Below are 13,102 nucleotides of genomic sequence, written 5' to 3'. Positions count from 1 at the left end.
TGGTGGCTGGGGAGGAAGGATTCGAACCTTCGCATGCTGGAATCAAAATCCAGTGTCTTAACCGCTTGACGACTCCCCAACACTTCAAAACTTATCTATCAAGCAAAGGGTGGGACTCGAGGCCTTCCACGCAATATGCTTCATATTTTTTTGAAATCCGGTTGTATACTGCTTCTGCCTCACCCTTCTGCTCAAAGCCGATAAACACACAAGCACCTGAGCCGGTCATCAAAGGCTTGCCGTAAGGCTTCAGCGCTTGATACACCTCTTTTACTTCGGGGTAAGTTTCCAACACCACCGCTTGCATGTCATTTCTGAAAGGCTGTAGCGTTTGGAAAGTCGGCATTATGCTGGGTTTGGAATTTCGTGTCAAGCCTCGATGTGAAAAAATTGCAGGCGTGCTCACGTGCACAGCCGGCTTCACCACCACATACCATTGTTTGGGCACGGCAAATGCGCTCAACTGCTCGCCGATGCCCCTGGCAAATGCATTGCGGCCAAACAAGAAAAAAGGCACATCGGCGCCCAAACCAACGCCGATTTCCATTAATGCTTGGCGGTTCAAGCCGCATTGCCACAGATGATTCAGCGCCAGCAGCACAGTGGCGGCATCGGAGCTGCCGCCACCCAAGCCGCCGCCCATGGGAATGTTTTTTTGCAGCCAAATATCGGCACCCAAGCGGCAATTTGCGGCTTGCTGCAGGGCTTTGGCGGCACGATAGCTTAAATCCTGCTCAGCGGCCACGCTGGCGGCCGGTGCATGCAATATGACTTCAGCATCGGTGCGCGGCGCCAAATGCACGATGTCGCACAAATCAATCAGGCAGAAAATGCTTTCCAACAAATGATAGCCGTCGGCGCGACGGCCGGTGATGCGCAAATCGAGATTGAGCTTGGCCGGTGCCAAAAAGGCTTGGGCATGCGCGGGCAGCTTCACCATTATGCACCTGCCCGCGCGGCGCATTGCCCGGCTGCACCGCTGCTTTTGCTGTAAGTGATTTGGTCAAACACCAAGCGCAAGCTGAGCTTGGGGCTTTCCAGCTGCAAGATGCGCGGCGTGCCATCTTCTTTCAGACGGCGTGTAATCGTCCACTCGAATTGCTGCAAGCGCCCATCAGGTAATATTTGATACGGGGCATTTTTAACCCATTGGCCATTGGCCCACACATCAAGATACTGCACCGGCAAAGCATAACCGAGCAGCTGCTCACTCAAAGCTTCGGCGCTGGCGGCCTGATAAACCTGCCCTTTGCCGTCCACCGCCAACACGCCCTGCCCGTCTTGGCAAAGCTGGCCGACCGTGTTGCCCAACGGCGTGTTGACATCAATGGTTTGCACCTGGTTTTGGTGCGTCCAGTCAAAATTGGCATACGAGCCTTTTTCATTCACCTTCACCGCCAAGCGCCCGCCGGCGGTGAAGTCGGGCATTTCGGTTTGCTCGCGCCAGCTGTCGCTTGTGGCCATGCGCGGTTGTGCACATGCAGCCAGCAGCACAGCGGCAGAAAGTGCAAATAATTTTGCGGCAGAAATCCGGATATTTATATTCATGTGTTTGTATTTGCGTTTCAGACGGCCTTGTTTGATTTCAGACGGCCTTATTTTCAATAAAATCAAAAACAGGCCGTCTGAAAACAAACAATATCTTTTCAGACGGCCTGCGCTTTATTTTTTGGCGTTTGACGCAGCAGGCAGGCGCACGCCCAAACGTTTGATGGTTTCGCGTAACACCGCCATATTGCCCTCGCCGGCCAGCCCTTTTGCAAACACGGCGCGCGCTTGCTCATGCTCGCCCATTGCCCACAACACTTCGCCCAAATGCGCGGCCACTTCCGGATCCGGATATTGCTCGAAAGCATATTGCAGATAAGGCAGTGCGGCTTGCGGGTCGCCTTTTTTGAAATAAGCCCAGCCCATGCTGTCGTTAATGGCGGCGGATTCCGGCTCGATTTGATAGGCCGCCTGAATCAGGCCGAAAGCCTCGTCCAAATCGGCGGAAGGCTGCGACAACATGGTGTAGCCCAAGGCATTCATACCGCCGGCGCTATTCGGATTCAGCTTCAAATAGCGGCGCAAATCGGCCACGGCGCGTTCGGGCTGGTGCAGCTTGTCGGCATAAACCAGCGCACGTTGGTAAAGAATATCGGCCACCCGCTCATCATTATCGGGCTGCTTTTCGGCACGCGCCAACATGGTGTTGAGCTCGGCTAGCGCCTGCTGCGGGTTGCTGTGTTTGGCAATGGCAAACAATTGCACCCGCTGCAAATCATTGCCGTTGAAAAAGCGCCCCTGCTGCTCGGGCAGCCGCTGCGCGCGCCGGGTTTCAGCCAATGCCTGCTGCCAATTGCCCTGCTCGGCTTCGATTGAGGCGCGCAACACGGCTTTATCAAACACATAATCCGGCGCGTTGATTTTATTCAGCCATGCCTTCGCCTCTGCATATTGCCGGGCATCGGCGGTGCGCATAGCGGCAATCACGGCGGCGCGGCTTTGCTGCTCCTGCGTACCATAAGCATAGGCTTTTTCAAGCTGGCCGATCACGGCAGGCAGATCATCGTTGCGCTGCACGCCGAGTAAAGCCGCTTGGATATACAGATCGGCATTGGGGCTTTGCGCCAACAATTGCTGCAACTGGCGATAAGCTTCATCGGTTTGGCCGGCGCTGATCAAGCTGCTGATTTTCAGCTCTTGCCACATAGGCGACAAATCTTTTGTGTCGGTTTCGGCAAAAAAGCGGTTGAGCACTTCCGGGCGGCGCTGCGCCACCAGCCGCAAGGTGAGCTCGGTGGGCGGGCGGATATCGGCATCCAGCCCGGCGAGCTTTTGCAAAGCTTTAACGGCATCTTTGTCTTTGCCGTTTTGCGCGCTGAAAATCGCATCGGCAATGGCCGCTTCCGGCATATCGGGATATTTCGCGGCGGTGCGGTGCAAGGCAGAGCCGGCTTTTGCAGCCAAATCCGGCTGCTGCACGCTCACTTGCGTCAGCAATAAAAACATGCGCCGCACTTGCTCTTCATCGGCACCGGCAAATACGGCGGCCAGATTATCGGCCGCATATTTTGTGTCGCCAAACACCAAGCTGCGCGCCCACGTCATGCGCTTTTGCGCAGGTCCGGGCACAGGCTCAATCTGCTGCCATTTCTGATAAATGGCTTCTGCCTGCTCGTAAGCATGCAACGACACGGCCATTTCCATAGCGCGCTCGGCCACCTCCGGATCACGCGTGCGGTCGAGCATCAGCATATAAGTGGCCAGCGCCGTGCCGGCCTCGCCTTTTTCCAAAGCCATCTCGCCGCCCAGCAGCGTGAATATTTGGTTGGCCCGCTGCACGATATCCTGGCGGCGCGTGTATTCTTCGGCATATTCCGTTTCGGAATAGCGCTTTTTGCGCTCAACAGCCACATAATCATCGCTTTGCAGCGCCGCCTGATGGCTGGCTGCATACACGCTGCCGGCACACAGCAACATCAGCGCGGCACACAACGGGCGGATGCCGGTTTTCCAAAAAGACATGATTCAATCTCCAAGCGCCGGGCAACAGGCCGTTTATCGCCTGAGTTGGCTAAAATTTAAAACATGCCGCCGCAAGCGGCAGCACGGCAATCGGGCTGTTACTTTATCACAAGCGCCGAAGCTGCGCAGGGGCTTTGTTTATTTTTACCGAGGCCGTCTGAATGCTTTGCCCGGCCTTTCAGACGGCCCTGGCAGCTTTTGCTTATTGTGCTTCTTCAATGACAATACGCGCATTCAAAGGTTGCACCGGGCGGTTGTTGGGGTGGCCGATTATGGTGGCAGCAGCTTCAAGCTGCGCCGCAGCAGCCGCCACCGGCGCTTCCATCACCACCCAATTCACCCCTTCGCTGCACGGCGGCGTGGTGAGCGAGCCGTTCAGGCGGAAATGAGCCGTATCGGCGGGAAACAGGTTTGAAATATCCAACTCATGCGGCAATTGCACCGATTGGCCGGGCTTCAATTTTTTCGCCAACAGCGGCTTGAGTGCCGGATTGGCCTTACCGGCATCAAACACCACCGCCACCACGGCCAGCGCGCCTTGCGTGCTTTGATGCACGAAATGGGCTTCCAACGGAAAATGGCGGCCTTTGAATGTGTGCTCGCTGGGCGTGTGGAAATGAAACTGCTTCAAAGCAAAAGACTCTCCACCAATGCGCACAAACTGGCCGCCGCCCTCAGGCGTGGCCTGCAAAGCGTGGCCGTTGTTTTCCACGCGATAACGCGCCGGCTGATAATGAAAAACCACGCTGCGCTCTGAAGTGGCAGCCGCCCGGCTCAAATCCACCGGCGATTGGTTTTTACCGGCACTACATTCGGTATATTCACTGCCCAACTCACCCCAATGCGCAGGGCCTTCTGCGCCTGCATAAGACCAATGCGGCGCATGATGTGCATCATGCGGCTGAGCAGCCGCCAACGGTAAAGCACATACAGCCAACAGGACCGCTGCAAATCTGAATTTCTGCATAAAACCTCCGATTGTTTTAATAGAATAAGCTGATAATATTTTGTATTATTTAAATAAATAAAATTTAAAATCACCAATTGATATTATAATATTTAATCGTAGTTTTATTACATTTGAAATTTGATTTGGCACAAACGAGGCTGATAAAACAAAACAGAAAGGCCGTCTGAAAAGTTTCAGACGGCCTGCTTTGATTTCAACACGTATCCGTGCGAAAGCTTATTTTTTCTTGCGTTGCGGCGGCAAATCGGTGCACGTGCCCAATGCCACTTCCGCCGCCAGGCCGATGGTTTCGCCCAAGGTCGGATGCGGGTGGATGGTTTTGCCGATATCGGTGGCATCACAACCCATTTCGATGGCCAGGCAGATTTCGCCTATCATGTCGCCACCATTGGGGCCGACAATGCCGCCGCCGATAATCAGGCCGGTGTCGGCGTCGAAAATCAGCTTGGTGAAGCCTTGGTCGCAGCCATTGGCAATGGCGCGACCGGAAGCGGCCCACGGGAAATTGGCTTTGGTGATTTTCAGGCCTTGCGCTTTGGCGGAAAGCTCGGTTACGCCCACCCAAGCCACTTCGGGCGCAGTGTAGGCCACGCCGGGAATCACGCGCGCATCGAAATAAGCTTTGTGGCCGGCGCAATTTTCAGCCGCCACATGGCCTTCGTGCACCGCTTTATGCGCGAGCATCGGTTGGCCGACAATATCGCCGATGGCATAAATATGCGGCACATTGGTGCGCATTTGCTTGTCCACCTCGATAAAGCCGCGCTCGGTCACGGCCACGCCGGCTTTTTCGGCACCAATCAATTTGCCGTTGGGCGCGCGGCCGGCGGCCACCAGCACCGCATCGTAGCGCAGCGGCTCTTTGGGCGCGTTTTCACCCTCGAAGGTGACATAAATACCGTCTTCTTTCGGCTCCACGGCCACGGTTTTGGTGTTGATCATAATGTTGTCGAAGCGGTATTCATTGAGCTTCTGCCACACTTTCACCAAATCGCGGTCGGCGCCCTGCATCAGGCCGTCCATCATCTCCACCACATCCAGACGTGTGCCCAAAGTGCTGTAAACGGTGCCCATTTCCAGGCCGATGATGCCGCCGCCGATGATCAGCATTTTTTGCGGCACTTCTTTCAATTCCAGCGCACCGCTCGAGTCGATAATGCGCGGGTCTTGCGGAATAAACGGCAAATTCATCACGCGGCTGCCGGCGGCGATGATGCAGTTTTTAAAGCCTATGGTTTTTTTCTCGCCGGTTTCGGTGGCTTTTTCATATTGCGGGCTGTCGGTGAGCGCCACTTCGATATGGTTCGCGCCCACAAATTGCCCTTCGCCTTGAATCACATCCACTTTGCGTGCTTTGGCCATGCCGGCCAGGCCGCCGGTGAGCTTGCCGATCACTTTTTCTTTATAAGTGCGCAGCATATCGATATCCAGCTCGGGCTCGGGATATTTGATGCCGTTGGCTGCCAAATGGCGCACTTCATCAATCACATTGGCATTGTGCAGCAAGGCTTTGGAGGGAATACAGCCCACATTCAGGCACACGCCGCCCAAGGTGTTGTAGCGCTCGATAATGGCCACTTTCAGGCCTTCATCAGCTGCGGCAAAAGCAGCGGAATAGCCGCCGGGGCCGCCGCCCAACACCACCACATCGTAGTCGGCATCGGCGCTGCCGCCAAATGCTGCCGCTTGCGGCGCTGCTGCGGCCGCTTTGGGCGCTTCTGCTGCCGGCGCTGCCGCTTTTTCTTCGGCTTTGGGCGCTTCAGCCGCGCCGGCCGCTTCAATCACGGCAATCACGCCGCCTTCGGAAATTTTGTCGCCCACTTTTACCTTGACTTCTTTCACCACACCGGCCGCTTCAGCCGGCACATCCATCGTGGCTTTGTCGGTTTCCAAAGTAATCAGGGTATCTTCAACAGCAAGCGTGTCGCCCGCTTTGATTTCAACGGCGATGATGTCCACATTATCGTGGCCGCCGATATCGGGCACTTTCAATTCGATTAAGCTCATGTTCAACCTTTCATCAAGCAGTGTTCAAGCTGCTTTCGATAAATGTTTTCAGACGGCCTCACGCTTCACAGAGGCCGTCTGAAAAGCCTTACAACACCACGCGGCGGAAATCTTTCAACAGATTGGCCAAATACACGGTGAAGCGCATGCCGGCCGCGCCGTCGATCACGCGGTGGTCGAAAGAGAGGCTCAGCGGACACATCAGGCGCGGCTGGAATTCTTTGCCGTTCCACACCGGCTTCATTTGCGATTTGCACACGCCCAAAATAGCCACTTCGGGTGCGTTCACAATCGGGGTGAAGCCGGTGCCGCCGATGCCGCCCAAGCTGGAAATGGTGAAGCATGCGCCCTGCATGTCTTGCGGCTTGAGCTTGCCTTCGCGGGCTTTTTTACTCAATTCGCCCAATTCGATGCTGATTTCTTTAAGGCCTTTTTTGTCGGCATCTTTAATCACCGGCACCACCAAACCATTGGGCGTGTCGGCGGCAAAGCCGATGTTGTAATATTTTTTCAACACCAGATTATCGCCGTCGAGCGAAGAATTAAACTCGGGGAAAGCTTTGAGCGCGTTCACCGAAGCTTTGATGATAAAGGCCAGCGGCGAGAGTTTCACGCCTTCGCGCTCCCATTCTTTGTTGAGCTGCTGGCGGAAAGCTTCCAAATCGGTCATGTCGGCATCGTCGTTGACGGTAACGTGCGGAATCACCACCCAGTTGCGCGACAGGTTTTGGCCGGAAATTTTCTTGATGCGGCTCAGCTCTTTCACTTCGATTTCGCCGAACTTGCTGAAATCCACTTTCGGCCACGGCAGCAAATCCAAGCCGCCGCCCAAAGAGGCAGAAGCCGCTGCCGGTGCGCCTTTGCCGGCACCACCTTGCATGGCGGCTTTCACAAAGGCTTTGATGTCTTCGCCCATAATGCGGCCTTTGAGGCCGCTGCCGCTCACCAAGCCCAAATCCACACCCAATTCGCGCGCGAGTTTGCGAGCAGAGGGGCCGGCGTGGGCTTTGGCAAACGCGGTTTCATTCACCGGCGTGTTGCCGAATGCGGCCACGGGCACTGCCTGAGCAGGCGCAGCAGCAGGAGTTGCCGCCGGTGCAGCGGCAGGTGCAGCTGCTTTAGGTGCCGCTTCGGCAGCGGGTGCAGCAGCCGGCGCGGCTGCACCTTCGCTTTCCACTTCGATAATTTTGCTGCCTTGCGATACTTTATCACCCACTTTGACATACACGGCTTTCACCACACCGGCGGCGCTGCTGGGCACATCCATGGTGGCTTTGTCGGTTTCGAGGGTAATCAAGGTGTCGTCTTCGGCAACGGTGTCACCCACTTTCACTTCTACGGCAATCACGTCCACATTTTCATGGCCGCCGATATCGGGCACTTCCACGGCTGCAATCGCTGCGGCGGCTGGCGCGGCAACGGCGGGCGCAGCGGGTGCGGCAGGCGCAACCGATTCAGGCGCAACGGTTTGTGCGGGCGCGGCGGCCGGCGCGGCTTCTGGTGCAGCTGCTTCGGCCGCAGCGGCTTCCACCACCACAATCACGCTGCCTTCCGATACTTTGTCGCCCACTTTGACTTTTACTTCTTTCACCACGCCGGCGGCATCGGCGGGCACATCCATGGTGGCTTTGTCGGTTTCGAGGGTGATCAGGGTGTCGTCTACGGCGATGGTGTCGCCGGCTTTAACGGCCACATCAATCACGTCCACATTTTCATGGCCGCCGATATCGGGCACTTTGATTTCTACGATTTGGCTCATCGTGTTTTCCTTTAACGGGCTGCAATACGGTGCGCGCATTGCAGAACAGTTGTTCGATATATATGAGGGGGAAACGGTGCGGTTTCAGACGGCCTTTAAAACACAAGGCCGTCTGAAAGGCATCAGCGTTTCCAGCTCGGAGCGGTATCGGTTTGGATGCCGTATTTCTCAATGGCTTGCTGCACCACTTCTTTGCCCACTTTGCCTTGTTCGGCCAGCGCGCTCAGGGCGGCTACGGCCACATGGCGGCTGTCGACTTCGAAGAAGTCGCGCAAGTTGGCGCGCGAATCGCTGCGGCCGAAGCCGTCGGTGCCCAACACATGGTAATTGTTGGGAATATAGGCGCGGATGCGGTCGGCAAAGCTGCGGATGTAATCGGTGGAGGCAATCACCGGGCCTTCATAGCCTTGCAGCTGGCGGGTCACAAACGGCAGCTTGGCTTCTTCCAGCGGGTGCAGGCGGTTGTAGCGCTCCACTTCTATGGCATCGCGGTGCAGCAGGTTGAATGAGGGCACCGACCAGATATCGGCATCGACACCGAAATCGTTTTTCAACAACTCGGCACCTTTGATTACCTCGTTCAGAATCACGCCCGAGCCCATCAGCTGCACTTTTTTATCGCCTTTTTCACCGGCTTTGAGCAAATACATGCCTTTGAGAATTTCTTCTTCAATGCCTTTGCGCTGCGGCATGGCCGGATGGGTGTAGTTTTCGTTCATCACGGTGAGGTAGTAATATACATCTTCCTGATCCACATACATGCGGCGCAAACCGTCGTGCACAATCACGGCCACTTCGTATGAGAAAGTCGGGTCGTAAGAGATGCAGTTCGGAATCAGGTCGGCCTGAATCTGGCTGTGGCCGTCTTGATGTTGCAGGCCTTCGCCGTTGAGCGTGGTGCGGCCGGCGGTGCCGCCGATCAAGAAGCCGCGAGTGTGCATATCGCCCGCCGCCCAAGCCAAATCGCCCACGCGCTGGAAGCCGAACATCGAGTAGTAGATGTAAAACGGAATCATCGCAAAATGGCTGTTGGCATAGCTTGTGCCCGCGGCAATCCAGTCGGCCATCGCGCCCGGCTCGTTGATGCCTTCCTGCAGGATTTGGCCGTCAACCGATTCTTTGTAGAACATCAGCTGGTCTTTGTCTTGCGGGGTGTATTGCTGGCCTTTCGGATTCCAGATGCCGTATTGGCGGAACATGCCTTCCATGCCGAAGGTGCGGCTTTCATCGGGCACAATCGGCACGATGCGTTTGCCGATTTGTTTGTCTTTGAGCAGGGTGCTCAAAATGCGCACAAACGCCATGGTGGTGGAAAATTCACGCTCGCCGCTTGATTGCAGCTGCGCATCAAAAGCCGACAACTCGGGAATCGGCAGCGCTTCCAGATTGGGATTGCGTTGCGGCAGATAGCCACCCAAGCTGTTGCGGCGTTCGCGTAGATAGCGCATTTCTTCGCTGTCTTCCGGGAAGCGGTAATAAGGCAGATCGCCGCTTTCGATTTGCTCGTCGGTAACAGGAATGTCGAAACGGGTGCGGAATTTTTTCAGCGAATCCTGATCCATTTTTTTGGCTTGGTGGGCGGTGTTTTGGCCTTCGCCGGAAGCACCCATGCCATAGCCTTTGATGGTTTTGGCCAAAATCACGGTGGGGCGGCCGCCGGGGTTGTTTACCGCTTCATAATAGGCGGCATACACTTTGTGCGGATCGTGGCCGCCACGGTTGAGCGCCCAAATTTCTGCGTCCGACATATTGGCCACCATGGCTTTCAGGCTCGGGGTGTTGAAGAAATGATCGCGCACATAAGCGCCGTCTTTCGATTTATAGGTTTGATAATCACCGTCGAGGCATTCATCCATACGCGCTTTGAGTTCGTTGTCGGTATCGCGCGCCAAGAGCGCATCCCAGCGGCTGCCCCAAATCACTTTGAGCACATTCCAACCGGCGCCGCGGAAGTTGCCTTCCAGCTCTTGAATAATCTTGCCGTTACCGCGCACAGGGCCGTCAAGGCGTTGCAGGTTGCAGTTGATTACAAAAATCAGGTTGTCCAAGCCTTCGCGGGCGGCCAGCGAAATCGCGCCTTGGCTTTCCGGCTCGTCCATCTCGCCATCACCGCAGAACACCCACACTTTGCGGCCTTTGGTTTTGGTGAGGCCGCGCGATTCCAGGTATTTCAGGAAACGGGCCTGATAAATCGCCATCAACGGACCCAAACCCATAGACACGGTGGGGAATTGCCAAAAATCGGGCATCAAGTGCGGGTGCGGATAAGAAGAGAGGCCTTTGCCCTCGACTTCTTGGCGGAAATTATTCAGCTCATCTTCGCTCAAGCGGCCTTCCACGAAAGCGCGGGCATAAATGCCGGGCGCGGAGTGGCCTTGGATAAACACCAAATCGCCCTCGGCATCATCGTGTTTGGCGTGCCAGAAATGGTTGAAGCCCACGTCATACAAGGTGGCGGCAGATTGGAAAGAAGCGATGTGGCCGCCCAGCTCCAAATCTTTTTTGCCGGCGCGCAACACCATAGCGGCGGCATTCCAGCGGATAATGGAGCGGATGCGGTGTTCCAATTCCTGATTGCCCGGCGATTTTTGCTCTTTGCCCACCGGAATGGTGTTCAGATAAGCGGTGGTGGCATCAAACGGCAAATGCACACCGCGGCGGCGGGTGTATTTCACCAGATTTTCCAGCAGGAAATGCGCGCGCTCGGTGCCTTCGCTTTCCAGCACAGAGCTCAATGCATCCAACCACTCCTGGGTTTCAATCGGATCAATGTCGTTAACATCGTTGGTTTGGGTGGACATAGTCATCCTTCCTATAAAGATTGAGATGGGTTATCAACCGGCCTGCTCAAAGGCCGCCTTTTCGTTTTCGAACCTGCCCGAATATTAGAGCAAAAAGCTTATATTCTCGGGCATTGACGGAACAAAACAGCGCATTATCAGTTGCTTAATGAAGATATTAAACTAACCCGCTGTAATGTCGCTGCAAATTTAAAATATGAACGCTTAAATCGTATCAGCAAACCGCCTTGCTGGCAAATTTGCGCAGCGCCGCCAAGCAGGAAAACAGCGCGGCTCAACCATGATGTTTTCATCCAATTATTCTTTTCCGAACAATCATCGTTTCAATATGCTGAAATTTTTTCCATTTCGATTATAAACCAACAAAAACGAATCATTTCACACACATCACCCCGCTGCCTTTCAGACGGCCTGCAACACCGTTAAAACGGGTAAATTTCCCATGTTGCAATCATGCTTCCGATGCCGTGCGCCGACGCAGCAAAATGCGCACCGCACCATCGTTGCCCGGATGCGGCTCGGCATAGGCCAGCACATCGGGATGCGCCATCAGCCAGCGGCGCACCAGCGTTTTGAGCACCGGCTTATAGCCCGAAGAGCCCAAGCCGCTGCCATGCACGATTTCGCCGCACACGCCCCTCCGGGCGGTGAAATCGATAAATTCGTTCAGCACCTGCTGCGCTTCTTCCTGCGTGTAGCCGTGCAGATCCACATCGGCCACCACCGGCCAATGGCCGCTTTGCAGGCGGCGGATGTCGTTTTGCCCTTGGCCGTTTTTGCTGAACGTGGCCGGCGGCTCATCAAAGCCGCCGGTGCCGACGTAGAAATAATCTTCCTCTGCCCGCGCCGCTTCATTTTTGGCGCGCGGTTTGATGGGCGATGCATCACGCGGCGGCGCATAACGCTGCGTGTTTTTCAGCGGCACCACCTCGCCCACAGCAGCGGCAAAATCCACGATTTCCGCCTCGCGCCGGCGCTGTGCCGCTTCGGCTTCAATACGTGCTTTTTCTGCCTGCCGGGCCTGCTTGCCCAGCATTTTCAAAGTGTGTTCAAAATCGCTGCTCATGCTTTTACCTGCTCATTATCCTTTTTTCATATGAATATATTATGCCGAAGGCTGCCAATCGCGTACATCTTGCACAATTGCCTTGCCGAAATTCCGGTCGGCAATCATGGCGGCAATGTGTGCGGCAATCTCTTCTGCGCTGCTCAAGCCGCCTTGCGCTTTTAAATCTTGAAAACGCGCCAGCATCGGGAAATCGGCCGTGTCGCTTGCGCGGATTTGCGCCTGCATGCCGGTGTCGATCACGCCGGGCGCAATGCTGGCAATGCGCACGCCACTCAATTGTTCCGCCGCCACGCAGCGGGCATGATGATCCAACGCGGCTTTGCCGGCACCGTAAACACTCCAGCCCGGATAGGCATTTCGACCCGCGCCGCTGCTGATGTGCACGATTTTCAGCACTGCATTTGCGGGTTTTTGCCGGCATACTTCATTAGCCAGCAGCAAGGGCGCGGTGATGTTTAAAGCCGCCGATGTGATAATTTCGGCATCGTTTTGCCGTCCGAGCATGGCGCTGGGCTGCACCGTGCCGGCATTGTTAATCAACACCACCTCATCGGCCGCATGCATAAAATCAGCAATCAGGCCGTCTGAAAGCAGCGCGGCCACGGCAGCGCTGTCGCTCAAATCGATAATATGCTGCTGAAATTTTTCAGACGACTCAACAGCCACCCGCCGCCGCGACAAACCCAGCACCTCATCACCCCAGCGCAAATAATATTCGGCCAGCGCACGCCCTAAGCCGTTGCTGTGGCCGCTGATAATTAGCTTGCGTTTCATATTTGGTTTGGCCTTTTTCATGGATTGCGCTTCATTTTACCCGTCCGACGGCTGCTGTATGGCAGCATCACATTTCTTTACATGCATGTGTTCTGCCATAACATTTCTCATTCGATTGCGCACCTTCACGCATGTCGATTGAGGCCGTCTGAAAGTATGCTAAAATTACGCTCTTTATTATTTTTCAGACGGCCTCCCGCTTTACGCCCGAT

The 13,102-nt window shown here is 55.4% G+C and carries 9 protein-coding genes and 1 tRNA gene; all 10 read right to left on the bottom strand.

What is annotated here, in order from left to right:
- Positions 1-3: 3 nt before the first annotated feature.
- A tRNA-Gln gene (locus LVJ78_RS05185) sits at positions 4-79 on the bottom strand.
- Positions 80-91: 12 nt separating this feature from the next.
- On the bottom strand, positions 92-940 hold the full coding sequence (ispE, locus tag LVJ78_RS05180; RefSeq protein ID WP_132952506.1) for a 4-(cytidine 5'-diphospho)-2-C-methyl-D-erythritol kinase: 849 nt from the start codon (positions 938-940) through the stop codon (positions 92-94).
- Positions 940-1,548, bottom strand: a complete 609-nt coding sequence (gene lolB / locus LVJ78_RS05175) for a lipoprotein insertase outer membrane protein LolB (RefSeq protein ID WP_132952508.1) — start codon at positions 1,546-1,548, stop codon at positions 940-942. Before lolB ends, ispE begins: the two co-directional genes overlap by 1 nt.
- A 114-nt stretch (positions 1,549-1,662) precedes the next feature.
- Positions 1,663-3,510: a tetratricopeptide repeat protein gene (locus LVJ78_RS05170; RefSeq protein WP_132952510.1), complete on the bottom strand. Its 1,848-nt coding sequence runs from the start codon at positions 3,508-3,510 to the stop codon at positions 1,663-1,665.
- A gap of 202 nt (positions 3,511-3,712) precedes the next feature.
- A complete protein-coding gene (locus LVJ78_RS05165; RefSeq protein ID WP_243650317.1) occupies positions 3,713-4,447 on the bottom strand; it encodes a carbonic anhydrase in 735 nt (244 codons plus the stop codon).
- A 249-nt stretch (positions 4,448-4,696) separates the two neighbouring features.
- Positions 4,697-6,487: a dihydrolipoyl dehydrogenase gene (gene lpdA / locus LVJ78_RS05160; protein WP_132952514.1), complete on the bottom strand. Its 1,791-nt coding sequence runs from the start codon at positions 6,485-6,487 to the stop codon at positions 4,697-4,699.
- A gap of 88 nt (positions 6,488-6,575) precedes the next feature.
- Positions 6,576-8,246 carry a dihydrolipoyllysine-residue acetyltransferase gene (gene aceF / locus LVJ78_RS05155; protein ID WP_132952516.1) on the bottom strand — a complete coding sequence of 557 codons (1,671 nt, stop codon included), beginning with the start codon at positions 8,244-8,246 and terminating at the stop codon, positions 6,576-6,578.
- Between the two features lie 122 nt (positions 8,247-8,368).
- Complete coding sequence (gene aceE, locus LVJ78_RS05150) at positions 8,369-11,047, bottom strand: pyruvate dehydrogenase (acetyl-transferring), homodimeric type (protein ID WP_132952518.1); 2,679 nt, start codon at positions 11,045-11,047, stop codon at positions 8,369-8,371.
- Between the two features lie 451 nt (positions 11,048-11,498).
- Positions 11,499-12,113: a Smr/MutS family protein gene (locus LVJ78_RS05145; RefSeq protein ID WP_132952520.1), complete on the bottom strand. Its 615-nt coding sequence runs from the start codon at positions 12,111-12,113 to the stop codon at positions 11,499-11,501.
- A gap of 39 nt (positions 12,114-12,152) precedes the next feature.
- Complete coding sequence (locus LVJ78_RS05140) at positions 12,153-12,890, bottom strand: SDR family NAD(P)-dependent oxidoreductase (protein WP_132952522.1); 738 nt, start codon at positions 12,888-12,890, stop codon at positions 12,153-12,155.
- Between the last annotated feature and the right edge of the window lie 212 nt (positions 12,891-13,102).

This window comes from Uruburuella suis, assembly GCF_022870845.1.
Lineage (GTDB): Bacteria > Pseudomonadota > Gammaproteobacteria > Burkholderiales > Neisseriaceae > Neisseria > Neisseria suis.
The sequence above is the reverse complement of the archived record's forward strand: the minus strand, read 5'-3'. Positions and strand labels throughout refer to the sequence as shown.

Excerpts from the sequence above, each read along its gene's own strand:
- ispE (WP_132952506.1), bottom strand. The coding sequence starts at position 940 with ATGGTGAAGCTGCCCGCGCATGCCCAAGCCTTTTTGGCACCGGCCAAG.
- lolB (WP_132952508.1), bottom strand. The coding sequence starts at position 1,548 with ATGAATATAAATATCCGGATTTCTGCCGCAAAATTATTTGCACTTTCT.
- LVJ78_RS05170 (WP_132952510.1), bottom strand. The coding sequence starts at position 3,510 with ATGTCTTTTTGGAAAACCGGCATCCGCCCGTTGTGTGCCGCGCTGATG.
- lpdA (WP_132952514.1), bottom strand. The coding sequence starts at position 6,487 with ATGAGCTTAATCGAATTGAAAGTGCCCGATATCGGCGGCCACGATAAT.
- aceF (WP_132952516.1), bottom strand. The coding sequence starts at position 8,246 with ATGAGCCAAATCGTAGAAATCAAAGTGCCCGATATCGGCGGCCATGAA.
- aceE (WP_132952518.1), bottom strand. The coding sequence starts at position 11,047 with ATGTCCACCCAAACCAACGATGTTAACGACATTGATCCGATTGAAACC.
- LVJ78_RS05145 (WP_132952520.1), bottom strand. The coding sequence starts at position 12,113 with ATGAGCAGCGATTTTGAACACACTTTGAAAATGCTGGGCAAGCAGGCC.
- LVJ78_RS05140 (WP_132952522.1), bottom strand. The coding sequence starts at position 12,890 with ATGAAACGCAAGCTAATTATCAGCGGCCACAGCAACGGCTTAGGGCGT.